Source organism: Paenibacillus glycanilyticus (genome assembly GCF_030161375.1).
Taxonomy (GTDB): domain Bacteria; phylum Bacillota; class Bacilli; order Paenibacillales; family Paenibacillaceae; genus Pristimantibacillus; species Pristimantibacillus glycanilyticus_B.
The window spans coordinates 48,122-74,968 of sequence record NZ_BSSQ01000017.1 but is presented as its reverse complement, the minus strand read 5'-3'; the positions used below and the strand labels follow the sequence as shown (position 1 = coordinate 74,968).

Genomic DNA, 26,847 nt, shown 5'->3' with positions numbered 1-26,847 from the left:
AGCTAATTCCGCAGCTACCTCCGTACAAACACAAAAAAGCCCAGCGATTTACGCTGGGCCACCAATCCACCAATCCTCCAAACCTCAAACCATCTATCTCACAAACAAATCGCCCTGGATCGTAAACACCATGTCGATCCATTTCATGAGCGGGCCCGGCATAACGCCGAGGGCAACGGTCGCGGCCGCGCAAATCCAGATGACGAGGCCGGTCACGGCCGGCACATGGATCTCGGTCTCCGCTTCGTCATTCGACCGCAGGAACATTTGGCGGATGATGCCGAAGTAGAAGTAATAAGAGATCACCGTGCTGACCGCCATTATGGCTACCAGCCAATACGCCTTGACGCTGGCCGCTCCGAGCAGGATAAACAACTTGCCGAAGAACCCGGCCGTAACCGGAAGACCCGACAGCGATAAAATAAAGACCAGCATAGCGACCGCCGTCCACGGAGCCCTGTAATAGAGACCGGAGAAACCTCTCAGCTCCTCATGCCCCGTCGCTCGCGCGATGACCGTCACAACCGCGAAAGCCCCGACGTTCATAAGTAGATAAGCCACTAAATAAAAGGCAAATTCCGCAAAATTATTGCTATGGATAATCGTAACCGATACCGCGATCGGAACTAGCAGATACCCCGCGTTTGCTACGCCGGATAACGCGAGCAGCCGCTTCGCTTGCTTTTGCCGTAGCGCCGATAACGTACCGACTAGCATCGCAACCGCGGCTATGACCAGCAAAGCGAACATCACATCATCGCCTGCCTGATCCTTGGAGCCGCCAGAGACAAAAAACGCGCTGCTATACAGCAAGCGGAACACTGCGGCGAGCGCTGCCCCTTTTGCAATGACCGCTAGAAAAGCGGAGACCGGCGTTGGCGCGCCTTGATACACATCGGGTGCCCAGGCGTGGAACGGAGCGGCCGCGATTTTGATGCCAAAGCCCGCAATCAGGAAGAAAAACCCTACATAAACAAGCGCTTTGTAGTCCGTTAGAGCTTGCGGCAATGCCGTCCCGAAATCCGCCAAACTAACCGAACCCGTTACCCCGTACAGATACGACATCCCAAACAGGACAAACGCGGAGGCAATGCCGCCGGTAACCACATACTTGAATGCCGCCTCCGCCGACAACGAAGAACGCTTCCGCAAGCCTACAAGCACGTAAGTCGTAATGCTAAGCAGCTCGAGCCCGATGTACAAGGTAACCAGATTACCGGAGGAAGCCATAATCATCGCACCTGCCGTCGCCGGAAGAAGCAGATAATAAAATTCGGCTTTATCCGTAACGGCATCGTCTTTTTGCGTGGAGCCCAGTCCCATCAGCACGATAAGAGACGTTCCGATCAAAAATACGATTTTTAATAGATTGCCGTAATCATCTACCCTGTAACTTGCGCCAAGCAGCGAGATCGCTTGACCGGCCTTCGCCGCTTCTTCCGCCGATACGCCGCTTGGATTCATGTCGATCATCCGCCAAATAACCGCCCCCAGCGAGACCAGCAATCCGGCAAGCGTCAACCAGCCAATCAACGAGCGGTTCACCCGCTGCGGAAGGATTAGGTCCGTTATGATCAGAATAAGGAACATCGCGGCAAGGATAAGCTCCGGCGCAAGATACAACGTATCATGCCACGTCATCGGTGCAAATGTGCTGCTCATCGCTTATCCCCCCATCCTTAACGAAAATAACGGCTTAAACACGCCGTCAACGCTATATTGGAACGTATCTGTCAGTACAGATGGATAACAACCCAATAGCAGGATAAACGCCAGCAGGACAATCATCGGCAAGGCTTCAATCAGCCTCGCGTCTTTGACCGCAAGGAATCGTTCATCGATAGGACCAAATGTCGTTTTTAGCACCGCCCGCAGCACGTAAACAGCGGTCAGAATCACGCCAATTACCGCGAACCCGGCGATCCAAGGCTGACTGTCGAACAAGCCGAGCAGCGACATAAACTCCCCAACAAACCCCGACATGCCCGGCAGGCCTAGCGATGCAAGCCCTCCGGCAAGCAGGATGCCAGAGATAAACGGCATCGAACGCGCCAATCCGCCAAGCTCGGATAAAGTCGTCGTCCGGGTACGTTCATACAAGCTCCCTACAAGGAGGAACATAAGCGCCGAGATAAGACCGTGCGACACCAGCTGGAAGACCGCGCCTTGAAGGCCAATCTCGTTAAAAGCCGCAAGCCCCAGCAGCACGATTCCCATATGGCTGATAGAGGAATAAGCGAGCACTAGCTTGAGCTCGGTCTGCCTGAAAGCAACCAGCGCCCCGTACAGCAAATTGATCAAGCCTAGCGTAGCCAGCACGATCGCCCAATCCTTTGCCTGCTCGGGGAATAAGACGATTCCGAAGCGGATAAGACCGTAAGCTCCCATTTTGAGCAAAATGCCCGAGTGAATCATAACAATAGCCGGATGAGCTTCGTTATGCACCTTCAACATCCACGTGTGGAAAGGCAGAATCGGCAGCTTAATGCCAAACGCAACAACGAGCAGCAGGAAAATAACCGTATGCATCGCATCCGACATATGAAACGGATTAAGCCCGCCCGTCTGATCGGGAGCAAGATTCACCCATGCCGACGGATCGGCCAAATTGCGGACAATATCGGCATAACTGCCGCTATAAATAAAGGTCGAAGTATCTTGGTCGATATGGAAGCCGGCCGTTGAGACAAGAAGAATAAAGGCAATAAGCATAATAGCCGAGCCAAGCCCGTTATAGATGACAAACTGATTAGCCGCCCGCTCCCGGTTGAAATACCCCCAGATCCCGATCAGGAAATACATCGCGATTAGCGTAATCTCGAAGAAAACAAAGAACAAGAACAAATCCCTCGCCATAAATACGCCAAGCACGCCTGTCTCAAGAAGCAGGAACCAGGCGTAAAACGCCTTCCACCGCTTTTTCACATGAACGGAAGCAAAAGCAGCCATCGCCGTAATGAGCGTCGTAAGAACAACAAGCGGAAGCGACAAGCCATCTATCCCCAGATCATATTGGAAGGACAACGTAAAGCTCGTGACTCCGTTCGAAGCTTGTGTTTCCTTGTTAAGCGGGACCTCCACCCAGTTCGCCGTTTCCTCATAGGCGTTACCGCCTTGATGCCTGTCGTAATCCGCGTACAGCATTAAAGACAAGACAAGCGGGATGAGCGTGAAAATGATTGCAGCCGCTTGCAGCCAGCGATTCCGGTGCTTAGGCAACAGGAGAACGACCAGCAGCCCGATGAGCGGAGTTGCTAGAATAATCGATAGAATCGGAAGATCGGTTAGGTCCATCATTACCAAAACCTCCTTCCGACGATTGCCGCAATAATGACAACTAAGCCGATAACCGCGGTTAAGCCGTACGTTTGCGTCTGGCCGTTATTCAAACGCGTCATTACCCGGCCACCGGCTACCGCCGTAAAGCCGACTAACCGGACTGCGCCGCCAATGACGTGCTCATCAAAGGCATGAAGGAGCTTGCCGATCCACCGCACGGTGCCTACAATAACAACGTTATAAAATTCGTTCACGTAATATTGCCGTTCCAGCAATTGAACGAGCCAAGGCATTCGGGCAGCTGCCGGGCTTTGTTCCCTATACGCCCTGCCATACATGAGCCACCCGACGTAAATGCCAAGCACGCCTACCGCAATGGAAGCCACAATCGCAAATCCATTAGCATGGACCTCTTCTCCGCCGCCTGTCAGCCAGTTGCCGAGCCAGCCGTTCCAAGGCGTCTCGACGAAACCGGCAACAACGGATAATACCGCAAGCACCACCATCGGAATGGCCATCGCGAGGCCGGATTCACGCACCTCGTTAGGCTGACGAACGCGGGATTTGCCCGTAAAGACGATAAAAAACAATCGCGACATATACAGCACCGTGCAAAAAGCCGCCGCAAGCCCTATTGCGAACAAGAACGGATCCTCATCAAGCGCGGTACCCAGAATCGCATCCTTTGACCAAAAGCCCGAAAACGGCGGAATGCCGGATAAAGACAACGCCCCAATCCCAAAGGTCCAAGCGGTTATCCGCATTTTGGAGCCAAGCCCGCCCATCTCATGAATGTTCTGCGTATGTACCGCGTGGATTACGCTGCCGGCCGCAAGGAACAGAAGCGCCTTGAAGAAAGCATGCGTGAACAGATGAAACATGCCGCCTGTCATGGAGCCGAGCCCCATGGCCATAACCATGTAGCCTAACTGGCTGATCGTGGAGTAAGCAAGAATCCGTTTAATATCATTTTGCGCCAGCGCCACGGTTGCCGCGAATATCGCCGTAAATCCGCCGAAGTAAGCGACCGTATGCATCGCTGCCGCGGAAGCTTCGAATATATCGAAGGTTCTGGCGAGGAGGAATACGCCCGCCGCCACCATGGTCGCCGCATGGATCAAGGCGCTGATTGGCGTTGGCCCTTCCATCGCATCGGGCAGCCACACATGCAGCGGGAACTGGCCGGACTTGCCGATCACGCCCATGAACAGAAGCAGAGCAATCGAGGTCGTAATGGTCATCGTAATCGCACCGGACTGCCCTTCGTTAAACACATTATGTATACTGCTGAAATCAAGCGCATGGCCCGGCATATACCAGAACAACACGATGATGCCAAGAAGCAGCCCCGCGTCGCCGATACGCGTCACGATAAACGCTTTTTTCGCTGCCGCGCGGGCTGCCGGTCTGGCATACCAGAAGCCGACGAGCAGGAAGGAGCATACGCCAACAAGCTCCCAGAATATATAGAACACCAGCATATTGTCTGACAATACAAGACCCAGCATCGCAAACGTAAATAGTGCCACATAACCGTAAAAGACGGTAATCCGCTCATCTTTTTTCATGTAGCCGGCCGAATACACGTTGACCAGAAAACTGACTGCCGTCACGATCACAAGCATTAGGGCATTCAGGTTCGTCACTTCAAAACCAACCTTCAGCGTGTAATCGCCAAGGTCAATCCACTTGTAGCTGTTGCTGTAGTCCACCGCGTTCGGATCGAGACGCTCGAACAACACGAGTAGCGACATGATCAGCGCAAGAAGCGAACCAATTGAACCAATCATGACGCCAGCGCGTCTATAGCCGCGGCCAAGGGCCGTCAGCAGAAGAAAGGCGGCAAACGGAAATAGCGGAATGAGCCAGGCTGTTTGCGTAAAGGAATCCACGGGTCACATCACCTCCTCATCTCGTCGAATTCATCCACATGAACGGTCCCTCTGGCGCGGAACAGGGCTATCAATATCGCGACCCCAACAGCAGCTTCCGCAGCCGCAACGGTAATGGTAAACAAGGCGAATACTTGCCCGGTCAGGGATGGCACAACGCCGTATTTGGAGAACGCGACAAGATTGAGGTTCACCGCATTCAGCATAAGTTCAATCGATAACAGGACGATTACGGCATTCCGTTTCACCAGAGCTCCGTAAAGCCCGATGCAGAACAGGATCGCCGCCATCGTCAAATAGGATGGAAGCATGATTAATCCTCCCCCTTCTTCGCAATGGCTATCGCGCCGATAAACGCCACGGTCAGCAGGACCGACAACAGCTCAAACGGCACGACATATCCAGTATACAGCAGTTCTCCAATGCTGAACGTATTATTTTGAACTCCTTCTAGCGGCTGGGCGTCCGGGAAATCCGTCGTTCGGATCGCATAAAACAACATGCCGAACAGGCAAAGCGCCGCAATAGCGGACAACGTCTCGTGGAGCGGTTTGACCGGATCTGCTTGTTTATTCTGATGATTGGTCATCATAATGCCAAATATCATCAGAATGGATACCGCTCCCGCATAGATCAACACCTGGACAAACGCTACAAACTCCGCATCCAGCAGCACGAACATGCCGGCAAGGCCAAGAAACACCGCAGCCATGGAGATGACCATGTGCACGACCTTTTGAAGGCTGACCATAAAGACCGCGCCGATGATCATAACCGCCGAGAGAATAGAAAAAGCGGCGAACTCGCCGTTAAAATCAATATTGAACAACTTATTTGGCGCCTCCTTTCGCAGGAGCTCCTATATTATTGTTATCCTCGCGGACAAGCGTGTTATTATCGGTCAGCCACTGCACGTCTTTGAACAGATCATCCCGGCTATACGCGGACAGCTCGAAATGATTGGTCATCACAATCGCTTCCGTCGGGCAAACCTCGGTGCATAAATCGCATAAGATGCAAATTTCGAAATTCAGATCAAACGTATCGATCACTTTACCCTTTTTATCCGGATCGGGGTTAGGCTTGCCGGTTAGCGTAATGCAGTCGGTCGGGCAAATTCTCGCGCACTGATTGCAGACGATGCAAAGGTCCGGGATAAAATGCTGAATGCCGCGGAACCGGTCCGGCATATGAATCGGCTCGTCGGGATAAGAAGTCGTCACTTTTTTGGACACCATCGATTTGAGCGTCACGCCAAGCCCTTGCACAAGTCCATTCATGGCTGCATCCTCCTAAAAAGAATTTCAAAGAAATTCTTACTTCGAAAGCATATGCTTAAAAGAATGATCACCTAAACTGCCAAGTTCAGGCTGTTTGTGATGATTCTTACTTCGAAAGCGTATGCTTAGATTTACTTCACGAACAGCTCCAGATAACCCGCCGTCAGAAACACGTTCAGCAGCGATACCGGCAGCAGCACCTTCCAACCAAGCCCCATCAATTGATCGACCCGGATACGCGGGAAGCTCGCCCGGATCCAGAATAAGAAAAAGACAATAAACGCGAATTTGAGCACAAACCAGAGAATGCCCGGCACAAAATCCAGAAACGGCGCCGGCGCATGCCAGCCGCCAAGGAACAGCACGGTTGTTAAGGCCGCAATGGCATAGACGTAGACGTACTCCGACAGCATAAAAAACGCAAAGCGGAAGCCGCTGTATTCGACATGATAACCTGCTACCAGCTCGGACTCCGCCTCCGGCAAGTCAAACGGCGTACGGTTCAGCTCCGATACGGCCGCAATCATAAAGATGACAAAGCCGATAATCTGCGGAATGAAGTTCCAATCCCAGAACCAGCCGCCAGACTGCGCAGCCACGATATCCTTCAGATTCAGGCTGCTGCTCAGCATAATAACGCCAACGACCGAGATAACAAGCGGAACCTCGTAACTGATCATTTGGGCTGCCGACCGCATGCCGCCAAGCAGCGCGTATTTATTATTGGAAGCCCAACCGCCAAGCACGATTGCCAGCGTTGAGATGCCGGATAATGCCGCGTAATAGAGCAAGCCAACGTTCAAGTCCGCAAAATATAACTTCTCCGAATAAGGAATGACCGCAAGAACCGCAAAGGCGGGTACGTAGCAAAGTATAGGGGCTAGAACGAATAAGAAGCGGTCAGCTTTGCGCGGTATCGTATCTTCCTTAATAAGAAGCTTGAAGATGTCGGCTACCGTCTGGAGGAGCCCCAGCGGACCAACCCGGTTTGGGCCGATCCGCAGCTGCATCCAGCCGATGACCTTCCGTTCGAAATAGATGGCATAGGTAACGAAACCAAGCACGACTAACAGGAACACTGCGCTCCATAGAAAAATAATAACCGCATTGCCCCAGGTCATCGAGTCATGCAGCCAAGCGCCCATTAGCAATCCACCTCCCCGACTACAATGTCGACGCCGCCGAGGATTGTAATCAGGTTGGTCATCGTCTCTCCGACCAGCAGCTTGGGCAAAATCTGCAGATTCACAAAGGACGGCCGGCGGAACTTCAGGCGGTAAGGCTCCGCTTTTCCTTTCGACACGATATGGCAGCCAATCTCCCCGCGGGGTGATTCAATGCGGACGTACGCTTCGCCTGCCGGCGGACGGATGACGCGGGGCACTTTGCCCATCGTTTCTCCTCCTGCGGGCATTTGCTCAAGCGCTTGTTCGAGAATGCGAAGACTCTGCTTGATCTCCTCGAGCCGGATGACATAACGGTCGTAACAATCTCCGTTCCGGCCAAGCGGGACATCAAATTCAAACCGGTTATACAAGCTATATGGCTCAGTCTTGCGCAAATCCCAGTCAATTCCGGTACAGCGCAGGTTGGCGCCGGACAATCCGTAGTCGATCGCCGTTGCCGCGTCATAACGCCCTATCCCCTTGATCCTGGCGAGAAAAATCTCGTTGCCGCTCACCAGCTTGTCATATTCCCGCAGCTTGCCGTACATATACGGTATGAACTCCCGCACTTTATCGAGCCAGCCCGGCGGCGCATCCCACTTCACTCCGCCAACTCTCATGTAATTGTAAGTCAAACGGGCCCCGCACAGTTCATTAAATAAATTAATAATGATCTCGCGGTCTCGGAAGGCATACAAGAAAGGACTCATCGCCCCGATGTCGAGCAGATAAGTGCCCCACCAGACAAGGTGGCTGGCAACCCGCTGCAGCTCCATTACGATCAAGCGCATGAACTCCGCCCGTTCCGGGATTTCAAGCCCCATCATCGTCTCCACCGCATGGACCAGCACGTAATTGTTCGTCATCGCCGACACGTAGTCCATCCGGTCCGTGTAAGGAATAATTTGCGTATAATTCAATTGCTCGGCTAGCTTCTCGGTTCCGCGGTGCAAATAACCCATGACGGGCGTTGCTTCCGTGATGACTTCGCCATCGAGTTTGACCACAATGCGAAATACGCCATGCGTGCTGGGATGTTGGGGTCCCACGTTTAATAGCAGTTCTTCGGTACGAATCACGCTGCAGCTACACCTCCGAATCGAGCGGCTCATAATCTTTGCGCAGCGGATGGCCGACCCAATCGTCGGACATCATAATGCGGCGCAGATCGGGATGGCCCGGGAATGTGACTCCTAACAGATCATAGATTTCGCGTTCATTCCAATTGGCGGTTGCCCAGACGGGCGTCGCCGATGCGATAACGGGATCGCTGCGGTCCGCCTTCACCTTGACGGCCAGCTCGCGCCGGCTTTCCAGGTGAACAAGGTGATAAACGGCCTCGAGATGCGTCTCGTAATCGACCCCGGATACATTGCGCAGATAAGTAAAATGAAGCTCTTCATGTTGTTTCAGCAGCTCCGCCGTCCTAAGCCAATGCTCGTTCTTCACGATAATCGTCGGCATATGCTGACTCATCTCATTGACATAAGCATCCTCGAGCGCCTCAACATGCACGAGGCTTCGGATCAGCAACGCAACCGCGTCCAGCTCCGGCTGCTTAGGCGACGGCTCCGGCGGCGGGGGCGGCTCGGCTGCTTCCGGCGCTGCGCCGCCCGCCGGGTTAGCGGCTTCCTTCGCCGCCGCTCTTGCCGCGCGAGCTTCCGCCGCGGCCTTTAGCTTCGCTTCCCGCTCCGGATCTGCCGCCGCTTCCGGCGCTGCGCCACCCGCCGCGTTAGCGGCTTCCTTCGCCGCCGCTCTTGCCGCGCGTGCTTCCGCCGCAGCCTTCAGCTTTGCTTCCCGCTCCGGATCTGCAGGCGCTTCGGGTTTCTGCCCTTCGTCCTTCTCCTCGCTCATCGATCCGTCACCCGCTTCCCGGTTTTCGCTTCGTAACGGATTTTTTCTTGCAGCTTGTTAATGCCGTAGATCAGCGCCGCCGGGTTAGGCGGGCAGCCTGGTATGTACACGTCGACGGGCACGATCTGGTCGACGCCCTTCATTACGGCATACGACTTAATGTACGGCCCGCCTGCGGTCGCGCAAGAACCCATCGCGATCACCCATTTGGGTTCCGGCATCTGGTCGTATAGACGGCGCAGCAACGGCCCCATTTTTTTCGTTACGGTACCCGCGACAATCATCACGTCCGACTGGCGCGGGGAGGTGCGGAACATGACTCCGAACCGGTCAAGATCGTAATGGGACGCGCCTGTTCCCATCATTTCAATGGCGCAGCACGCCAGACCAAAGGTCAGCGGCCACAGGGAGTTGCTTCGCGCCCAAGCCTTGAGCTGCTCCAGCGTTCCCATAAACACATTGCGTTCTAGCTCCTTGCGTTCTTCCAGCGATATCGACTCTAAACTGAATTCCATTTCAGCACCTTCTTTTTCCAGGCATATAGAAGTCCGATAAACAGCATTGCCGCAAAAATGAACATTTCAACCAGCACAAAAAGGCCGAGCTTATTGTACGCGACGGCCCAAGGATATAAGAAAACGGTTTCCACATCAAAGATGACAAACATTAAAGCAAAGATATAATACCGGATGTTGAAGCGCACTTGTCCTTCGCCGACCGGCTCATTGCCGCTCTCGTAGGTCGATTGCTTCGGATCATTCGGTTTATGCGGTCTGAGCAGTCTTCCGACGGTCAGCGCCGCTGCCGGGAGCAGGATCCCGAGCAAGATAAAAATAGCCACGACGACATACTGGTTGACGTAATTGTCCACACCATCGCCTCCGTCAAAGCGGACCAGCCGCTTGGTCATTTTTCCTCACAATTATAACAAATGCTTCCACAGCCGTCTATGACGGAAGTTGCTTCATTCGGCCTCCTCCGATAGCCGGACAAGCCTTGAGCGGCGCGGCTTCCCGGGAATCGGAAAGCACCCGCCGAACACCAATCAACCCGATACCCGCCTGTCACACTATTAATCTATGCTCGCCCCCCCTATGGATATCCCAACTCGTTACACCCAGCGCCTTACCTATTCCCCTGGCCTTAACGATGTCTCCCAGCATCAAGTCCCTCCTTGCGCGCAAAAGAGCAGGAAAGCAGCCTGCCAAACGGCCTCTTTCCTGCTCTTCCCCTTACCGCAACCTGGATTCCGTCAGCTTGAACTGACCGACCAGCTGCTGTAGAAATTTCGTTATCGATTCAACGCTTTCGGAAGTCTGGCGCACGCTGTCCATCTCGCCGATCAGCTCTTGCACTTTGCCCTCCACGTCGGAGGATACCTTGCGGTTCTCCATGCTGACAAGGGCGATCCGTTCCATCAGGCCAACAACCTCGTCCACCACCTGGGATTTCCGGTTATCCTCGCTTTGCGCCGTTTGCAAGGTGCTGGCCGCCGCGGCCACAAGCTGCGTTCCTTCTTCTACGACTTGCGTGCCCTCGTCCATTGACGTATACGCCTGCTCTGCTTCTTCATAGATTTGCTGCGTAATCTGATGCACTTCCTCCGTGGAACGGCGGGTCATATCGGCCAGCTTGCGGATTTCCGAAGCTACAACCGCAAATCCTCGTCCCTGTTCGCCTACGCGCGCCGCTTCAATGGAAGCGTTAAGCGCAAGCAGATTGGTCTGCGCGGATATTTCCTCAATGACCTGCAAGACGCCGCGAATCTCTTCAACCGTATGCATGAACTTGCGGATCGTATCGTTCGTATCGCCGACTTTCGTGGAAATATGCTGCATTTTATCGCCGATCCGGTCCACCTCGGACTGCGCTACCGCAATCTGCTCGGCAGCCTGGAACTCCAACAGCCGCAGCGTATCGCGCATTTCATCCGTCGATTGCTTCGCCATATCGATATCCTTCAGCTGGTTGCGGATGCTGCCGATCATATCGCCAACCTTGCGGCTTACCCGCTCCGTCGATTTCGCCGTTACCGCCGCCGACTCATTCATTACGTTCTGGCTTGCCAGCACGTCCGAAGCGGCCAGCTTCACCTGAAGCATAATGCCTTCCAGCGAATCGATCATGTTGTTGATCCATTTGGCGAGTTCCCTCGTCTCGTCGTTATCGAACTTCGAAGGCTCAAGCCGCTGCGTCAAATCCCCTTTCCCTTCCGCGTTAATGCGGATGAACCGGTTAATGCGCCGCAGGTTGCGGACAACCCGGCGGGATTCTTTCTTTTGCATCGCCCCGGCCACTAGCTGCCCGAACAATAGCGTCCATACGCCAGCCGCTGCTGCCGTTACCCATACCGGAACTTGCCCGGCCAGCACCGCTACCAAAGCGGTGGTCAGTACCGCTTGTATGAACGTCTGCCATAGTTGAAGTATACTGAAGCGCCAGCGGATGCTGCGGATCCGGTACACCTCTTCGAGATCCCCCTCGCACATCATCCCCCATACGTCGGGGCAATGGGGCAACTGCAGCGTAACGCCCTTCCCAATGACCGGAATATGCCGATAATCCGAATAACCCGGAAACTCGACAAACAAGTTGCTGCCGTTATCAATCGTGTTGCGAACGCCGGGATGCAGCTCGCCTGTAGCCGGATCCGTAAACACAATCTCTAGCTCCGTATGCTCCCTGATCGACACGATGCCCCAGTCCGTCGTAACGCCGTCTTTCAAATTCTCGCCGTGCGTGAAGGTCCTGTCTTCAAACCGGCTGCGCGATAAAGCAGTCCCTAGCGCAATATGCCGGTTCAATTGAGGTTTCGCCATAAAAATATAGTTGTCGCCCGAGTCCGGATACACATGCCCGGATTCCCGCTGGATCAAATCGCCAAGCACGTCATTAGGCACGCGACCGCATAATGCTCCCGCATAGTGCCCGTTCACAACAAGGGGATACACAAACAACAGAGTCATTTTATCGTGAAAAGAAGAGGATCTTGCTCCAAGCGCAAGCGTTATGGGGTCGCCATACGGACCAAACAGGCATGGGCGAGTTGCGCTTCCGTCCCGTACATACGCAAGAGCCGGCGCAAGGAGACTACTTCCCTCGTAACGCGTTCCTTCATGCTTGCCGTAAGTAGAGACAACTACTTGCCCTTCCCCATCGAGAAGAAACAATTCCGTCCAATCGTGCCCTCTGGCATATGTACGTTCAAGCAGGCGCCCGATTTGATCTTTCTGCTGCGACGGCTGCCCGGGGATGTGTGCGGAAGTCAGTTGCTCGGCCAACCGCTCAATATATCCCCAATATTCATGCGCCCAAGAAGTAAGCAGCTCCTTGCGCGTCTCCGCAATTCCTTCAAAGATCTGTTCTACGTCTTTTTTCATTCCATGGTTCAAACGCCATGAGACCCAAAGCGGAAGCCCTTTTTTCGTACCAAGCCAGTCGAACACGTGCATCCCCCATATCCTGTCATCTAGTAAATATGTCATATATACTAACATAACGTTTGAGAAAATTTGATAGTTATGTCAGGTATTTTTCGTATTTTCTATAAATTTTTAAACTTTCTCTTGGTACGAAAGTATGAACAAGCGCGAAAAGGCCGCCTTTAGACCTATTCACGAGATCTAAAGACAGCCTTCCTTCCACGCTGCTCTATTTTTTTCCAGAACGATACATCAGATACATAAAATAAGGAGCGCCAATGACAGCTGCCACAAGTCCGGACGGCAATTCTTTGGGAGCTAGCAGAGAACGCCCCACCGTATCGGCCAATACAAGCAGCAAGGCGCCAAGCAACGCCGTTAACGGAACAAGCTTGCGGTATTTGGGACCAACCAGCATACGGGTCATATGCGGCGCAATCAGACCAATGAAGCCAATGGATCCAACCGTCGCTACGGCAGCAGCCGCCATAGCCACGCCAACCCCGCCGATCATCAGACGCGTCCGGTCTACGCGAAGACCAAGGTTCGTCACCGTTGCATCGGAGAACTGAAGGACATCCACCTTGCGCGCCAAGAACCAGGCAACAGGCAGCAATATAATCGGCCAAAACACCAGCTGCCAGAAGTCGTCCCAGTTACGCGCATAAGTGGTTCCGGATAGCCAGACAAGCGCAGAAGCGAGTGTCAGCTTCATTCGAATGACTAGCACCTGCACGATAGAGCTGGCCATAGAGGAGACGGCAAGACCAATTAACGCGACAACAGCCGGGTTAAAGGAGCTTTTGCGTCCCAGCAGGAACACGATGACAGCCGCGCCAACCGCCCCTATAAAAGCGCCCGCTGGCAGCCATTGCACCGACACTTGCGTGAATACCGCAAGCATCAGCATGGCTCCGACGCTGGCGCCGCCAGTGACGCCGATGATTGAAGGATCAGCCAGCGGATTGCGGACCACGCCTTGCAGCAGCAGACCGCTGACGGCAAGCGTAGCGCCGGCAAGGGCGGCGACAAGCGAACGCGGAATTCTCATCTCGACGATCCGCTGCGTGCTGTCCGCCCCATGCCCCATCAAGGCATTAATGACTTCATTGACCGGAATACGCAAACTTCCGAATGCTAGACTGATAATAAGACTCGCGATAAGGAGCAGCGAAAAAATCGCTACCCACCAGCCAAACGGTACTTTGCTAGCCGAACGCCCCGGCGAATTCCCCGTTTGCGGAGTCCCTTCCCGGCGCGCCTTCACGGTGCGCAAGACAAGCCATGCCAGCCATGGCCCGCCAATTAGCGCCGTAACGGCACCTGCAGGCAGCGGACCAAGCGAATGCTTGAAATGCATCGCAATCGCATCGGATCCAATAACGATAATGGCCCCCCATAGGAACGACAATGGCAGAAGCACGGCATGCCGCTTGGCGCCAAGCATCCGCATCAGATGCGGCGCGATTAAGCCTACAAATCCGATTGGACCTACAACGCTGACCGCCGCCGCTGCAAGCAATACGCCAATGGCGAGACCAGCAAGGCGAATCCGCCCGACTTTTTGACCTAGTGAGGTAATCGTATCTTCATCCAGCTCCATCAGATCCCATTTGCCCGCCAACACAAAAGCTAGCAGGAAGCAGCCGATAATCCATGGCCAAGCGTGCTGAACGCCGTTCCAGTCATTCTGCACAAGGGAGCCCGATCCCCACATGAACAAACCTTGCGTCTTCTGTTCGTGGAATAACTGGAGCACGCCCGTGAAGGCGGCTGCCGTCATCGTAACGATCATGCCGGATAACGCAAGCCTGACCGGCGAAGCTTTCGTACCGCCTGCCATGACGAACGCAGCTCCTGCGGCAGCGATAGCGCCAATAAAGGTAAGCAGAAGCGGAAACCCCATCGCCAGTCCCGGGAATAAGATTGTCCCCGCCGTTAAAGCCAAGAACGCGCCGGCGTTAATCCCTAACGTGCCGGCGGATGCGAGCGGGTTACGCGTTACATTTTGAAACAGCGCGCCAGCCACGGCCAGCGCACCGCCGGTCAATATTCCGATGACGGTTCGCGGCAATCTGACCGACCATAAGATTTGATGCTCCAATACCGGCGTTGATTCAAAAATCGCTCGCCACACGGTTTTCACGGGAATAGCCGCTTCCCCAAGGGTCAAATGATAAGAAGCCAAAAGAACGAGCAGCAGAAGACCCGCCGCTGATAACAGCAGCGGGCTCCAGTTGCCCTTATTCGGCTCAGTCGTTGTTTGAAGGTTCGTATTCATTAGCCGAGAGCTTCAAGCGTGTATTCAACAAGCAGCTTCGCCGACAACGGACCGCCAAACGGCCAGATGCCTTTCATATCGTACACGCGGTTTTCTTTAGCAAAATTGAGGTTCTTGTATACTTCATTGTTAGGAAGCAAATCGCTGAACACCGTATCCGTAGCGCTTGTCGTATAGAGCACGCTTGCATTCGGCGTCTTCGTCAAACCTTCAATATCGGTCTCCGAGTAGCCGTATTGCTGGAATGCGCTGTCTTGATGGGCGTTTTTCAAACCAACTTTCGCCAGGATCGCCATCGCCATCGAGTTATCCGTGAACAAACGGAATGTAGCTACGCCTTCGTTTGTCCAAGCTTGCGTAAACACAATTTCCTGACCCTCTTTGCCTGCGCTTGCAAGCTTCGCTTTCGACTCATCATAGAAAGCATGCAGATCGGAGAGCACTTTCTCGCCTTCCGCTTTTTTGCCTACTGCATCCGCAATGGCCGTGAACGTTTGTTCCATTTCGCTGTATTGATCAAGTCCGCCCTCTTCCGGATACGGGTTGAAAATAAGCGTTGGCGCAATCGCCGACAGCTGGTCATAGATCGCTTCGTGACGGAAGCTTACGCCGATAATTAGATCCGGATCAAGGCTTGTGATCGTCTCGATGCTCGGCTCTTGGCGCGTACCTACGTCAACAACCGTGGCATCCAGCTTTGGTTCAATCGCTCCGTACCATTCGCCGTAACCTTTTACGTCCGCTACCCCTACAGGCTGCAAGCCGAGGGCAATCAGATCTTCCGCATATGTCCATTCCAGAACAACGACTTTAAGCGGTGTTCCGGTAATTTTCGTTTCTCCAAGCGCATGTTTAATCATACGTTCAGCAGTCTCGCCGGCTGCCGTATTTGTGCTATCGTTCGAATTCGCGTTAGTGCTTGCTTGCTCCGATGCTGGCTTGTTATTACCCGCATTCGAGTTATTGCCGCTTCCGCACGCTGCTAGAAATACCATCATTACAGCAAGCATGAGACTTGTCCATTTCAGTTGTTTCATTGCTAAACCCCCACATAATGATTATCATTCTCATTAATTACGTTCTCAATGATAAAGATTATCACTATCAGAGTCAATAGAATCGGACCAACTTTTCGCGAAAAAAAATAACCTGTCACAACATGATCATAATTTCGTCATGTCTGACAGGTCACTATTTTAGCGCTAAATTTTCACTTGCCGAATAAAGACTTTAGCTTGCCCCAGCCTCCGGCTTTGGATGCGGATTGCGTAAGCGACGGCTGATCAGTTAACGCTCTACCGTCCCAGATGGCCTGCGCATTGCCCTCGAAATATCTTCTCCATACTGGCCCCATCTCAGCTTCAACCCGCTCGTACGCCTCTTTCATTCGGAAACCGCGCCATTCCAAATGATGAGCATCTGAAGACACGACATGAATAAGACCCCGCCTGCACAAGTTCCAAGCCGACTTCTCAATTCCTCTGCCGAAACCTCCGAGCAAGGAATGGGTCGTTACTTGAGCGCAAGCGCCAAGGTCGATCAGTTCTGCCAAGCGGTCCGGATGTTGTACCACCTCGGCATTCCGCTCCGGATGGGCGATAACCGTACGAATTCCTATCAAACGCAGCTCATATACGATCTGCTCCATGGACTTCGGAATCTGCGAGGACGGCATCTCAATAAGGACATAAGACGAATTGCCCATTGGCAGCAGTCTTCCGCCTTGCCAGTTGGTCAGAAATTCGGAATGAACCCGGATCTCCTGCCCCGATTGAATCGTAATCGGTATATCTAGCCCGAGCAGTCTATTATTTAATTCGGCGGTCAGCTCAATGACGGTTTCCTTTTCATTGCTATATTTGCCGTCGTAGTGGTGCGGCGTTGCAATGATGCCGGTGATCCCTTCGGCTGCTGCGGCACGGGCTAGCTTGATCGAATAGTCCCAGTCGGCAGCTCCGTCATCAATGCCAGGCAGGATATGCGTATGGATATCAATCATACCAATGCCCCCTTTCTATCGTTCCTCTATGTATATCCATTGTGAAAGATAGTTATATTGGTGTCAATGAGACGCAAGTCGTCTTTGGCAAAAGAAAAGCCGCTTAAATCTCAACTAAGAGATTCAAGCGGCTTGTTTCTTAACGCTCAGTAACGTTGATGCGGTTCGTTGCACGCTGCAGAGCGAGCTCTGCGCGTTTGAAGTCGACCTCATCGCGTTTAACTGCCAGGCGCTCTTCAGCACGCTGTTTCGCAGCTTGCGCGCGGTTCACGTCGATCTCATTAGCCAGTTCCGCGCTTTCAGCAAGGATAACCACTTTGTCCTTACGGACTTCAATGAATCCTCCGCCTACAGCAAGAACGTCAACTTTACCGTCACGTTTGATGCTTACCGGAGCAATACGCAGTGGAGTCACTAGCGGAATGTGGTTTGGCAAAATGCCGAGCTCACCCGCTATGCCTTTTACGCTGACCATAGTGGCCGTTTCTGCGTACACCTTGCGTTCCGGAGTTACGATTTCAACCAGAAAAGTACTCATGTGGATTCCTCCCGCCTTTCGCTATTACAGCGTTTTGGCTTTCTCCACGGCCTCTTCAATCACACCTACATATCGGAAAGCTTCTTCCGGAAGGTCGTCATGTTTGCCCTCGAGAATTTCTTTAAAGCTGCGAACGATTTCTTTAACAGGTACGTATTTGCCTTTGATACCCGTGAACGGTTCAGCAACGTGGAACGGTTGGGACAGGAACAATTGAATGCGGCGCGCGCGCGCTACAGTCAGCTTGTCTTCCTCAGTCAACTCGTCCATACCAAGGATTGCGATAATATCTTGAAGCTCTTTATAGCGCTGAAGAATTCTCTTAACGCCTTGAGCTACGTTGTAATGCTCTTCGCCCAGAATCTCTGGGTTAAGAAGACGGGACGACGATGCAAGTGGATCTACCGCTGGGAAGATACCCATCTCGGAGATTTTACGCTCAAGGTTAGTTGTAGCGTCCAAGTGAGCAAACGTCGTAGCAGGAGCCGGATCCGTGTAGTCATCGGCAGGTACGTAGATCGCTTGGATCGAAGTAACCGAACCTTTTTTCGTCGACGTGATACGTTCTTGCAATTGACCCATTTCAGTTGCCAGCGTTGGCTGGTAACCTACCGCGGAAGGCATACGGCCAAGAAGGGCCGATACTTCGGAACCTGCTTGCGTGAAGCGGAAGATGTTGTCGACGAACAGAAGTACGTCTTTGCCTTCAGCATCACGGAAGTATTCAGCCATTGTCAGACCCGTCAAAGCTACACGTTGGCGTGCGCCTGGCGGTTCGTTCATTTGTCCGAATACCATCGCTGTTTTTGGAAGTACGCCGGAATCTTTCATCTCGTGGTAAAGGTCATTACCTTCACGAGTACGCTCGCCTACGCCAGCGAATACGGAGATACCGCCGTGCTCTTGAGCGATGTTGTTGATAAGTTCTTGGATCGTTACCGTTTTACCTACGCCCGCGCCGCCGAACAGACCGATTTTACCGCCTTTAGCGTATGGAGCGAGCAAGTCGATAACTTTGATGCCTGTTTCGAGAATTTCCGATTGCGTGGACAATTCGTCGAATGCAGGAGCTTGACGGTGAATCGGAAGATTTGTTTCCGAGACTGCTTCTCCTGCTTGGTCGATAGGTTCGCCAAGTACGTTAAATACGCGGCCGAGTGTTGCTGCACCAACCGGAATTGTGATTGGCGCGCCTGTGTCTACAGCTTCCATGCCGCGGACCAGACCGTCAGTTGTGCTCATCGCAACAGCACGAACCAGGTTATCACCCAGATGAACTGCTACTTCAAGCGTCAGATTAATAGCGATGCCGCCTGCTGGAGCATCTTGAACGATTTTGACGGCGTTCAAAATTTCCGGCAGGTTACCGCGTTCGAATTCCAAGTCAACGACTGGACCCATGACGGATACAACGCGTCCTTTTTTCATGGTTTTCCCTCCTGGTACTTTCTTTTACTTCTATATTCCTTAAGCCTGTGCGTTTGCACCTGCTACGATCTCCGAGATCTCTTGCGTGATCGCCGCTTGACGTGCCCGGTTATAGGTCAGTGTCAATTGGTTGATCATTTTGTTAGCATTTTTCGTCGCGCTGCCCATGGCAGTCATACGAGCGCCTTGTTCACTGGCTTTCCCGTCAAGCACCGCGCTGTAAATAAGCGTCTCCGCATATTTCGGCAGCAGCACCTCCAGAACGCCTTCCGGGGACGGCTCGTACTCGTACGATGTTACCGGCCCGTTGCCGCTTACTTCCTGCAGCGGAAGCAAACGAGTTTCTGTCGGGATCTGAGTAATGGCATTTACGAATTGGTTGTAGCAGATGTACAGCTCATCGTATTTGCCCTCAGAGAACATTTTGACCGCGTTGTAAGCGATCGATTTGATGTCAGCGAATGTTGGCGCATCGGAAAGACCGATTACCTCATCGATGATCGGCATATTGCGGCGGCGGAAGTAATCCCGGCCTTTACGCCCGATTACGAACAATACGTACTCATCATTCGATTTGTGCTTCTCGCGAATCGTTTGCGTAACTTTACGAAGGACGTTCGCATTGTAGCCGCCTGCCAGACCACGGTCGGACGTGATAACGAGGTAACCCGTTTTTTGCACCGGACGCGTCTCGAGCATCGGGTGTTTCACGCCTTTGGAACCTGCTGCGATGCTAGCTACTACTTCCTTCAGCTTATCCGAATAAGGACGGGCATTCGTCGATGCTTCTTGTGCTCTTCTGAGCTTGGAAGCCGCAACCATCTCCATCGCTTTCGTGATTTGCTTCATGTTTTGTTTACTTTTGATTTCGCGCTTAATGTCGCGCATGCCTTTTGCCATTGCATTGTCACCCGCCTTTGTTGCTTTGCTGTACCGTTGACGTCTTCGATTAGCGGATGGTTGTATTCCAGGAACCTGTATTTCACCTCGGCCGCCATTGAAGCTGTATCCTTTGAACAAATCACCTGACGGTGAGGATACATCTTCAAAAGCAGCACGTAAACTCTCGGCTCACACAGTTTCCTTCCATACAACCGGCTAATCGAAAAAACTACAGTACCCACAAAGCCTGGTGTTAAGCGCCTGCGCCCGTACAAAGACGGGCGCGGGACATTTATTCGTAAGGCTTAAGCTTAACGGCTAATTAAGCCGATACAGAGAAGCCTTTTTTGAACTTGTTAATCGCGTCAACAAGAGCTTTCTCGTTGTCGGCAACGAGGTCTTTTGTTGTACGGATGGATTCGCCGATTTCTGGGTGGCTAGCATCCAGGAACGCAAGGAATTCTTTCTCGAAGCGTTGGATATCAGCAACCGGAATATCGTCCAGGTGGCCTTTAACCGCGGAGTAGATCGAGATTACTTGCTTCTCAACCGGCATCGGCTGGTTAACGCCTTGCTTCAGAATTTCCATTGTACGAGCGCCGCGGTTCAGACGGGCAAGCGTACCTTTATCAAGATCGGACCCGAACTGCGAGAACGCTTGAAGCTCGCGGTAAGCCGCAAGGTCCAGACGGAGTGTGCCGGCTACCTTTTTCATTGCTTTGATTTGTGCGGAACCGCCTACGCGGGATACCGAGATACCTACGTTTACTGCCGGACGTTGGCCGGAGTAGAACAGGTCCGCTTCAAGGAAGATCTGGCCGTCCGTGATCGAGATTACGTTCGTAGGAATGTAAGCCGATACGTCAGACGCTTGAGTCTCGATGAACGGCAGAGCCGTCAGCGAGCCGCCGCCAAGTGCGTCGCTAAGTTTAGCCGCGCGCTCGAGCAAACGGGAGTGCAGGTAGAATACGTCACCTGGGTATGCTTCCCGACCTGGCGGACGGCGGAGCAACAGGGACAATTCGCGGTATGCAGCCGCTTGTTTCGACAAGTCATCGTAGATAACGAGCACGTGCTCGCCTTTGTACATGAAGTACTCACCCATCGAGCAGCCTGCATAAGGAGCCAGGAAGAGCAATGGAGCCGGATCGGATGCGCCAGCTGTTACGACGATCGTGTAATCAAGAGCACCGTGCTTGCGGAGTGTTTCTACTACGCCAGCAACCGTGGATTGTTTTTGACCTACGGCAACGTAGATACATTTCACGCCGTTGCCTTTTTGGTTGATAATTGCGTCGATCGCAATTGCTGTTTTACCTGTTTGGCGGTCGCCGATGATAAGCTCACGTTGACCACGGCCAACCGGTACCATCGCGTCGATCGCTTTAATGCCCGTTTGCATTGGCTCATGTACCGATTTACGATCGATAACGCCCGGAGCCGGGGATTCAATCGCGCGGAACTGAGTTGTGTTGATTGGACCTTTGCCGTCAAGCGGCTGACCCAGCGGGTTTACAACGCGGCCCAGAAGCTCTTCGCCTACTGGCACTTCCATGATGCGGCCCGTGCGTTTTACTTGGTCGCCTTCACGGATATCCGTGTAAGGGCCGAGGATAACGACACCAACATTGCTTTCTTCCAAGTTGAGCGCCATGCCTACAACGCCGTTGGAGAATTCGAGCAGTTCGCCCTGCATCGCATTTTCCAAACCGTGTACGCGGGCAATACCGTCACCGACATTGATTACGGTGCCGACGTCAACGACTTGAATTTCGGATTTATATTGGTCGATCTGTTGTTTAATCAGCGTGCTGATTTCATCAGGTCTGATACTCAATTCGTTCACCCCTATCTACCTGCATTAGATTTTAAACGATTTTTGTAAACGTTCCAGCTTGCCGGACAGGCTGCCGTCATACAGACGATCGCCGATGCGCACTTGCACGCCGCCTAGCAATTCTGGTTTAACGATTTGTTCCGCAACAATTTTCTTGCCGCTCAGCTTGCCGAAGCTTGCTTCCACTTCAGCCAGTTCCACATCGGACAAGGAATGCGCTGTATAAACAATCGCATGCGCTTGACCAAGCGACTCCCCAGCAATCTTAGTGTACGCTTCGTATACGTCAGCGATAAGATCCTGACGGCCGCGAACAAGAATAAGTTCAAGCGTATGAAGGACAAGCGCGGATACATGATCGCCAAAAGCGCCTTTCAGCACGGCGATTTTTTTCTCCGGCTCGATGCTTGGGAGCTCCAGGAATTTACGGGCATCCGCATCATTCTTCAGGCCTTGAACGATCAGCTTAAGCTGTTCTTCGGTTTCCGATACGATGCTTTGCTCCTGAGCAAGCTCAAACAGTGCTTTAGCGTAGCGCTTCGCTACGACGACATCCCGGCTCATTTGCTTCCAACCTCTTTAAGATATTGGTTAACCAATTGCTCTTGGGATTTCTCGTCCACTTGCTTCTCGATAATTTTCGAAGCGATCTTGACGGAAATTCCGCCAACCTCTTCGCGAAGTGCTGCAACCGCTTTGTTCTTCTCGCTCTCGATATCTTTAACCGCATCGTCTTTCAGACGAGTGGATTCGGATTTCGCAACTTGAATGATTTCTTCGGCTTGTTTCGAGCTTGTAGCTTTAGCTTGCTCAATAATGTCGTAAGCTTCTTTACGAGCTTCCTGAAGTGCTTGTTTCTGTTGCTCCAATTGCTGTTCTGCTTCTTTCTTGCTCGCTTCCGCAGTAGCAATCTGCTCTTGAACGTATTGTCTGCGCTGCTCCATAATGCCGAACAATGGACCAAAAGCATAACGTTTAAGCAACCAGAAAAGAATCAGAAACGCAACCAACTGGATGAAAAAATTCGACCATACGATATCCAAAAAACGTCACTCCTTTCCATAGCTTGAACACTGTTTCACACCGTTACTATCCGGTTATATAACCCTTAAACTAGGGCTAAATAAAAAGGAAGGCGCGGAGGCAAAGCCACTCTCCCCGCCATGAACTGATTCTTGTTTATTAAGCTTCGCCGTAGAAGATAAACGCGAGTACCAGCGTGATAACTGGAAGTGCTTCGACGAGTGCGACACCGATAAACATTGTAGTTTGAAGTGTACCGCGAAGTTCTGGTTGACGGGAAATACCTTCAACCGTACGACCTACGATCAGACCGTTACCAATACCTGCGCCCAGTGCGCCCAAACCGAATACAATTGCTGCTGCGATTAATGCCGTTGCTCCCATTAGAAAAATCCTCCTCAATTTTCGTGAAAAATTTGTTTTTTATAGTTACCGCCGGTTGACCGCCGGTTTGAAGCCATTAATGCTGTTCGCCATGCTCTTCATGCACAATCGCTTGCGACATGTAAACCATCGTCAGCATACAGAATACGAAGGCCTGGATAGCACCTACGAATACGCTGAAGCCTTGCCATACAACGAGTGCCGGGATACCAAGCCAACCCATGCCCAAGATGACACCAATCATAACCTCGCCCGCGAAAATGTTACCGTAAAGACGCAATGCAAGAGACAGTGGTTTCGCAACCTCTTTGATCAATGCGAGAGGCAGGAACGCCCAATGCGGCTCTACATAGTGCTTCAGGTAATGCTTCGCGTTCAGGCGCAAACCTTCGAAGTGAGTTAGGAAGATGACGATAATCGTCAATGCACCTGTTACACCAACGTCAGCTGTAGGCGATTTCCACCATGCGATGTGACCTTCTTCTTCGCCCTTCAAATCGAGTTCCAATCCGAAGATCGTAGCACCGTGATGCGCTTCGGTTACGATACCGAATGGCAGACCAAGCATATTACCGACGAAAATGTACATGATCAGGGAAATACCGAGAACGAGATATGGACGTCCTTGTTTCATGCTCATGGACGTGCCGATGATGTTCTCAACGAATTCGATGACCCACTCCAGGAAGTTCTGAAGTTTCGTAGGATTCGTAACCGACAAATTTCTTACTGCGAGCCTTGCCAGTACGAACACGATAATGCTAGTCAGAAGCATCATGCTCAGAGTCGCCAGATCGAATCGGATTCCTGCCACGTGAACGATCGGGAAAATGTGTTCCATTAGTTATTTTCACCCCTTTCATCGGTAGGATTCGACGCCATCAACTTCCGTCTGGACAAAAATCCCAGTATGAGTGTTGCCAATTGAGCGACAAATAAACCAGCAACCGTCGCGGAAAGTTGGAACGTGTATGTTTTTGTCGCAATTACAACTGCTAATAACGTGATGCATGCACGGGTGACAAATCCGAGGTTAACCCTCTTCTTGATCTGTGCAGCGGCAACCGCCCCAACCTTCGTCACCTTCCAGCTCAGATGATAAGCGTTAATCAGGCTGGCGGCTCCTCCGATCATCAGACCGCCCCACCAGCTTTCGTTCTCGGGCATAAGCGCCCAAGCGACGCAGCAGAGGGACATGAATAAGAAAGTAATTCTTGTAACGGCTTTCAAGTGGGCCGACAAATCGTCCATTATTTCGCTTTGCCTCCCGCAAACGTCCGAATCAGGAATATGACCGTTACGATCCCTACAGCCAGTCCCGCTACTAATCCAATAATAGAATAGTATCCGGTACCGTTTGCAAGATCGGCTTTATGACCGAGCCAATAGCCAAGCCCCAGACATACGGCTAGATCGGCGCCAATAGTGCCGACCAATCCCATTGCTCTCCAGGGGTCTTCTCCAAAACTCTCATAATCCGACTTTTTCCGATTCTCTTTGGACGGTGTTTCTTTGGATGGATCCATGCAGAATCACTCCAAAACTCTCATTTATTTTATCGAAGCTGTTAATCTTTTGTCAATTCATTTAAATTCAAACATTTAGTGAACGGTGGCCCGAAAATCCTTATAAACAAAGGATTTGTCGAGCCTCCAAACCGTACAGTACCACTGTATGCTGTACATAGCTTAACTAGCAGCTATCCGCTTACAAAACTATGAACGTTGTGTGAACGACTCCGGACGCTTGTCCGTTTTGCCAAAATGATGCAGGATCGCTTGGACAATTCTTGCCGAAGCTTGTCCATCACCGTAAGGATTGGCAGATTTGCTCATTTTTTCGTATAAAGCCGCGTCATTCAGGAGAGCGCGCGTACGGCTGTATACCAACTCTTCATCCGTACCGACAAGCTCAAGCGTTCCCGCCTCGATGCCTTCCGGACGTTCTGTCGTATCGCGCAAGACAAGCGTAGGCACCCCGAAGGATGGCGCTTCTTCCTGCAGGCCGCCGGAATCGGTCAGAATCATGTACGCATGCGGGTAGAAGTTATGGAATTCGAAAACATCAAGCGGTTCGATCAGCTGAATGCGCGGATGATTGCCCAAAATCTCGTTAGCCGGCTCGCGAACGGCCGGATTAGGATGAACCGCATACACGATCGCAACATCTTCATGTTCGTCGGCAATCCGCTTCACCGCGCGGAAAATATTCCGATGCGGTTCGCCTAGCGCTTCGCGGCGGTGCGCCGTCATAAGAATCATGCGCTTGCCCTTCGCCCATTCGATCACCGGATGGGAGAACGACGGATCAACCGTATATTGGAACACATCCGTTGCCGTATTGCCTGTCACATAGATGGAAGCTTCCGATTTGTTCTCCTTGCGCAAGTTGCCTGCCGACCATTCGGTAGGAGCAAAATGCACATCCGAGAGAACGCCTGCCAATTGGCGGTTCATCTCTTCCGGATAAGGAGACAGCTTGTTCCACGTACGAAGACCGGCTTCGACGTGGCCGACTTGAATTTGCTTCAGGAACGACGCATAGCTCGCAAGGAACGTTGTCTGCGTGTCGCCGTGTACAAGCACGATATCCGGCTTCGCTTCCGCGAGAACAGGGTCGAGGCCCTCCAGAACGCGTACGGTCGTCTCAGTCAGCGTCTGACGGTCCTTCATGACGTTCAGGTCATAGTTAGGCTGGATTTCGAAGAAATCCAGCACTTGGTCCAGCATTTGGCGGTGCTGTGCCGTTACGCATACGATCGATTCGATCTGATCGGCATGCTTGTTCAATTCCAGTACGAGCGGGGCCATCTTAACGGCTTCCGGACGCGTACCAAAAATCGTCATTACTTTCAGTTTAGACAAAATGTCTCACTCCTAAAATGAATTGTTGCCACAATGAGCTCAATATGAGCGATTTGCGACAATTCATGTGCTATTAATTCGTTCCGAACAGACGGTCGCCCGCGTCGCCAAGACCCGGTACGATGTAGCCCTTCTCGTTCAACGCATCGTCAAGAGCAGCCAGATAAATATCGATGTCCGGATGCGCGTCTTGTACTGCTTTAACTCCTTCTGGAGCCGCGATCAGACACATCAGCTTAATTTGGTCGCAGCCGCGTGTCTTGAGCGAGTTGATCGCCGCAATCGCAGAGCCGCCGGTAGCAAGCATCGGATCGATCACGATCAGTTGGCGGTTAGCCGCATCCGTAGGCAGGTTAATGTAATACTCCGTTGGCTGGAGCGTCTCATGGTCGCGGACAAGTCCGATATGGCCGACCTTCGCGGCCGGAATCAGCTTGAGCATTCCTTCCACCATGCCGAGTCCCGCACGCAGAATCGGAATAAGCCCAAGCATACGTCCGGATACCACTTTGGATTCTGTCGTTGCGACAGGCGTCTCCACCGTAATCGTATCCAGCGGCACGTCTCTTGTTATTTCATAGGCCATCAGCGTGGCAACTTCGTCAACCAGTTCACGAAAGTCCTTCGTATTGGTATCTTTGTTTCTAATAAAGGTCAGCTTATGCTGAATTAATGGATGGTCGCATATAACCACTTTGCTCATGGAGCGTAATTCCTC

At 52.3% G+C, this 26,847-nt stretch carries 27 protein-coding genes; all 27 read right to left on the bottom strand.

Translation table 11 applies throughout. The features are described from left to right. Nucleotides 1-93: 93 nt before the first annotated feature. Nucleotides 94-1,662 carry an NADH-quinone oxidoreductase subunit N gene (locus QQK89_RS22425; protein ID WP_284240914.1) on the bottom strand — a complete coding sequence of 523 codons (1,569 nt, stop codon included), beginning with the start codon at nt 1,660-1,662 and terminating at the stop codon, nt 94-96. Nucleotides 1,663-1,665: 3 nt separating this feature from the next. Beyond that, nucleotides 1,666-3,297 (bottom strand): complex I subunit 4 family protein, encoded by a 1,632-nt coding sequence (locus QQK89_RS22420; RefSeq protein ID WP_284240913.1) that lies wholly within the window; start codon nt 3,295-3,297, stop codon nt 1,666-1,668. Continuing rightward, nucleotides 3,297-5,171 carry an NADH-quinone oxidoreductase subunit L gene (gene nuoL, locus QQK89_RS22415; protein ID WP_284240912.1) on the bottom strand — a complete coding sequence of 625 codons (1,875 nt, stop codon included), beginning with the start codon at nt 5,169-5,171 and terminating at the stop codon, nt 3,297-3,299. Before nuoL ends, QQK89_RS22420 begins: the two co-directional genes overlap by 1 nt. 8 nt (nt 5,172-5,179) lie before the next feature. Beyond that, on the bottom strand, nt 5,180-5,482 hold the full coding sequence (gene nuoK, locus QQK89_RS22410) for an NADH-quinone oxidoreductase subunit NuoK (protein WP_284240911.1): 303 nt from the start codon (nt 5,480-5,482) through the stop codon (nt 5,180-5,182). A 2-nt stretch (nt 5,483-5,484) separates the two neighbouring features. Continuing rightward, nucleotides 5,485-6,000 carry an NADH-quinone oxidoreductase subunit J gene (locus QQK89_RS22405; protein WP_284240910.1) on the bottom strand — a complete coding sequence of 172 codons (516 nt, stop codon included), beginning with the start codon at nt 5,998-6,000 and terminating at the stop codon, nt 5,485-5,487. 1 nt (nt 6,001) lies between these two features. Next, the gene (gene nuoI, locus QQK89_RS22400) at nt 6,002-6,451 is read right to left on the bottom strand and encodes an NADH-quinone oxidoreductase subunit NuoI (RefSeq protein ID WP_284240909.1); all 450 of its coding nucleotides are present in this window, start codon (nt 6,449-6,451) and stop codon (nt 6,002-6,004) included. A 131-nt stretch (nt 6,452-6,582) separates the two neighbouring features. After that, nucleotides 6,583-7,596: an NADH-quinone oxidoreductase subunit NuoH gene (gene nuoH, locus QQK89_RS22395; RefSeq protein WP_284240908.1), complete on the bottom strand. Its 1,014-nt coding sequence runs from the start codon at nt 7,594-7,596 to the stop codon at nt 6,583-6,585. Next, nucleotides 7,596-8,696 (bottom strand): NADH-quinone oxidoreductase subunit D, encoded by a 1,101-nt coding sequence (locus QQK89_RS22390; protein WP_284240907.1) that lies wholly within the window; start codon nt 8,694-8,696, stop codon nt 7,596-7,598. Before QQK89_RS22390 ends, nuoH begins: the two co-directional genes overlap by 1 nt. 7 nt (nt 8,697-8,703) lie before the next feature. Beyond that, nucleotides 8,704-9,471, bottom strand: a complete 768-nt coding sequence (locus QQK89_RS22385) for an NADH-quinone oxidoreductase subunit C (protein WP_284240906.1) — start codon at nt 9,469-9,471, stop codon at nt 8,704-8,706. Next, nucleotides 9,468-9,986 (bottom strand): NuoB/complex I 20 kDa subunit family protein, encoded by a 519-nt coding sequence (locus tag QQK89_RS22380; protein WP_127497877.1) that lies wholly within the window; start codon nt 9,984-9,986, stop codon nt 9,468-9,470. Before QQK89_RS22380 ends, QQK89_RS22385 begins: the two co-directional genes overlap by 4 nt. Further along, entirely contained in the window at nt 9,971-10,381 is a 411-nt protein-coding gene (locus tag QQK89_RS22375) for an NADH-quinone oxidoreductase subunit A (RefSeq protein ID WP_284240905.1), read from the bottom strand. The genes QQK89_RS22380 and QQK89_RS22375 overlap by 16 nt, the downstream gene beginning before the upstream one ends. 322 nt (nt 10,382-10,703) lie before the next feature. Next, nucleotides 10,704-12,923 (bottom strand): methyl-accepting chemotaxis protein, encoded by a 2,220-nt coding sequence (locus QQK89_RS22370; protein WP_284240904.1) that lies wholly within the window; start codon nt 12,921-12,923, stop codon nt 10,704-10,706. Nucleotides 12,924-13,122: 199 nt separating this feature from the next. Continuing rightward, nucleotides 13,123-15,174 carry a Fe(3+)-hydroxamate ABC transporter permease FhuB gene (fhuB, locus tag QQK89_RS22365; RefSeq protein WP_284240903.1) on the bottom strand — a complete coding sequence of 684 codons (2,052 nt, stop codon included), beginning with the start codon at nt 15,172-15,174 and terminating at the stop codon, nt 13,123-13,125. Then, nucleotides 15,174-16,211, bottom strand: a complete 1,038-nt coding sequence (locus QQK89_RS22360; RefSeq protein WP_284240902.1) for an ABC transporter substrate-binding protein — start codon at nt 16,209-16,211, stop codon at nt 15,174-15,176. Before QQK89_RS22360 ends, fhuB begins: the two co-directional genes overlap by 1 nt. A gap of 173 nt (nt 16,212-16,384) precedes the next feature. Next, entirely contained in the window at nt 16,385-17,173 is a 789-nt protein-coding gene (locus QQK89_RS22355; protein ID WP_284240901.1) for a tyrosine-protein phosphatase, read from the bottom strand. Nucleotides 17,174-17,312: 139 nt separating this feature from the next. Further along, nucleotides 17,313-17,711 carry a F0F1 ATP synthase subunit epsilon gene (locus QQK89_RS22350; RefSeq protein ID WP_284240900.1) on the bottom strand — a complete coding sequence of 133 codons (399 nt, stop codon included), beginning with the start codon at nt 17,709-17,711 and terminating at the stop codon, nt 17,313-17,315. Nucleotides 17,712-17,735: 24 nt separating this feature from the next. After that, the gene (gene atpD, locus QQK89_RS22345; protein WP_284240899.1) at nt 17,736-19,139 is read right to left on the bottom strand and encodes a F0F1 ATP synthase subunit beta; all 1,404 of its coding nucleotides are present in this window, start codon (nt 19,137-19,139) and stop codon (nt 17,736-17,738) included. A 39-nt stretch (nt 19,140-19,178) separates the two neighbouring features. After that, the gene (atpG, locus tag QQK89_RS22340; RefSeq protein WP_284240898.1) at nt 19,179-20,039 is read right to left on the bottom strand and encodes an ATP synthase F1 subunit gamma; all 861 of its coding nucleotides are present in this window, start codon (nt 20,037-20,039) and stop codon (nt 19,179-19,181) included. A gap of 304 nt (nt 20,040-20,343) precedes the next feature. Continuing rightward, complete coding sequence (gene atpA / locus QQK89_RS22335) at nt 20,344-21,858, bottom strand: F0F1 ATP synthase subunit alpha (protein WP_284240897.1); 1,515 nt, start codon at nt 21,856-21,858, stop codon at nt 20,344-20,346. Nucleotides 21,859-21,882: 24 nt separating this feature from the next. Beyond that, complete coding sequence (locus tag QQK89_RS22330; protein WP_284240896.1) at nt 21,883-22,422, bottom strand: F0F1 ATP synthase subunit delta; 540 nt, start codon at nt 22,420-22,422, stop codon at nt 21,883-21,885. Continuing rightward, on the bottom strand, nt 22,419-22,901 hold the full coding sequence (gene atpF, locus QQK89_RS22325) for a F0F1 ATP synthase subunit B (protein ID WP_284240895.1): 483 nt from the start codon (nt 22,899-22,901) through the stop codon (nt 22,419-22,421). The genes QQK89_RS22330 and atpF overlap by 4 nt, the downstream gene beginning before the upstream one ends. A gap of 139 nt (nt 22,902-23,040) precedes the next feature. Beyond that, nucleotides 23,041-23,265, bottom strand: a complete 225-nt coding sequence (gene atpE, locus QQK89_RS22320) for a F0F1 ATP synthase subunit C (protein WP_284240894.1) — start codon at nt 23,263-23,265, stop codon at nt 23,041-23,043. 76 nt (nt 23,266-23,341) lie between these two features. Further along, entirely contained in the window at nt 23,342-24,106 is a 765-nt protein-coding gene (gene atpB, locus QQK89_RS22315; protein ID WP_284240893.1) for a F0F1 ATP synthase subunit A, read from the bottom strand. Beyond that, on the bottom strand, nt 24,106-24,516 hold the full coding sequence (locus QQK89_RS22310; protein WP_284240892.1) for an ATP synthase subunit I: 411 nt from the start codon (nt 24,514-24,516) through the stop codon (nt 24,106-24,108). The genes atpB and QQK89_RS22310 overlap by 1 nt, the downstream gene beginning before the upstream one ends. After that, a complete protein-coding gene (locus QQK89_RS22305; protein WP_284240891.1) occupies nt 24,516-24,791 on the bottom strand; it encodes an AtpZ/AtpI family protein in 276 nt (91 codons plus the stop codon). Before QQK89_RS22305 ends, QQK89_RS22310 begins: the two co-directional genes overlap by 1 nt. Before the next feature lie 189 nt (nt 24,792-24,980). Beyond that, nucleotides 24,981-26,129: a non-hydrolyzing UDP-N-acetylglucosamine 2-epimerase gene (wecB, locus tag QQK89_RS22300; RefSeq protein ID WP_284240890.1), complete on the bottom strand. Its 1,149-nt coding sequence runs from the start codon at nt 26,127-26,129 to the stop codon at nt 24,981-24,983. 73 nt (nt 26,130-26,202) lie between these two features. Next, a complete protein-coding gene (upp, locus tag QQK89_RS22295; protein WP_284240889.1) occupies nt 26,203-26,832 on the bottom strand; it encodes a uracil phosphoribosyltransferase in 630 nt (209 codons plus the stop codon). Nucleotides 26,833-26,847: the final 15 nt, after the last annotated feature.

Coding starts and splice junctions, on each gene's coding strand:
- nuoK (WP_284240911.1), bottom strand. CDS start 5,482: ATGCTTCCATCCTATTTGACGATGGCGGCGATCCTGTTCTGCATCGGG.
- QQK89_RS22360 (WP_284240902.1), bottom strand. CDS start 16,211: ATGAAACAACTGAAATGGACAAGTCTCATGCTTGCTGTAATGATGGTA.
- QQK89_RS22350 (WP_284240900.1), bottom strand. CDS start 17,711: ATGAGTACTTTTCTGGTTGAAATCGTAACTCCGGAACGCAAGGTGTAC.
- atpB (WP_284240893.1), bottom strand. CDS start 24,106: ATGGAACACATTTTCCCGATCGTTCACGTGGCAGGAATCCGATTCGAT.
- QQK89_RS22330 (WP_284240896.1), bottom strand. CDS start 22,422: ATGAGCCGGGATGTCGTCGTAGCGAAGCGCTACGCTAAAGCACTGTTT.
- upp (WP_284240889.1), bottom strand. CDS start 26,832: ATGAGCAAAGTGGTTATATGCGACCATCCATTAATTCAGCATAAGCTG.
- fhuB (WP_284240903.1), bottom strand. CDS start 15,174: ATGAATACGAACCTTCAAACAACGACTGAGCCGAATAAGGGCAACTGG.
- QQK89_RS22380 (WP_127497877.1), bottom strand. CDS start 9,986: ATGGAATTCAGTTTAGAGTCGATATCGCTGGAAGAACGCAAGGAGCTA.
- QQK89_RS22420 (WP_284240913.1), bottom strand. CDS start 3,297: ATGATGGACCTAACCGATCTTCCGATTCTATCGATTATTCTAGCAACT.
- QQK89_RS22425 (WP_284240914.1), bottom strand. CDS start 1,662: ATGAGCAGCACATTTGCACCGATGACGTGGCATGATACGTTGTATCTT.
- QQK89_RS22310 (WP_284240892.1), bottom strand. CDS start 24,516: ATGGACGATTTGTCGGCCCACTTGAAAGCCGTTACAAGAATTACTTTC.
- nuoH (WP_284240908.1), bottom strand. CDS start 7,596: ATGGGCGCTTGGCTGCATGACTCGATGACCTGGGGCAATGCGGTTATT.
- QQK89_RS22305 (WP_284240891.1), bottom strand. CDS start 24,791: ATGGATCCATCCAAAGAAACACCGTCCAAAGAGAATCGGAAAAAGTCG.
- atpE (WP_284240894.1), bottom strand. CDS start 23,265: ATGGGAGCAACGGCATTAATCGCAGCAGCAATTGTATTCGGTTTGGGC.
- QQK89_RS22370 (WP_284240904.1), bottom strand. CDS start 12,923: ATGCACGTGTTCGACTGGCTTGGTACGAAAAAAGGGCTTCCGCTTTGG.
- atpD (WP_284240899.1), bottom strand. CDS start 19,139: ATGAAAAAAGGACGCGTTGTATCCGTCATGGGTCCAGTCGTTGACTTG.
- atpG (WP_284240898.1), bottom strand. CDS start 20,039: ATGGCAAAAGGCATGCGCGACATTAAGCGCGAAATCAAAAGTAAACAA.
- nuoI (WP_284240909.1), bottom strand. CDS start 6,451: ATGAATGGACTTGTGCAAGGGCTTGGCGTGACGCTCAAATCGATGGTG.
- QQK89_RS22385 (WP_284240906.1), bottom strand. CDS start 9,471: ATGAGCGAGGAGAAGGACGAAGGGCAGAAACCCGAAGCGCCTGCAGAT.
- QQK89_RS22355 (WP_284240901.1), bottom strand. CDS start 17,173: ATGATTGATATCCATACGCATATCCTGCCTGGCATTGATGACGGAGCT.
- QQK89_RS22375 (WP_284240905.1), bottom strand. CDS start 10,381: ATGACCAAGCGGCTGGTCCGCTTTGACGGAGGCGATGGTGTGGACAAT.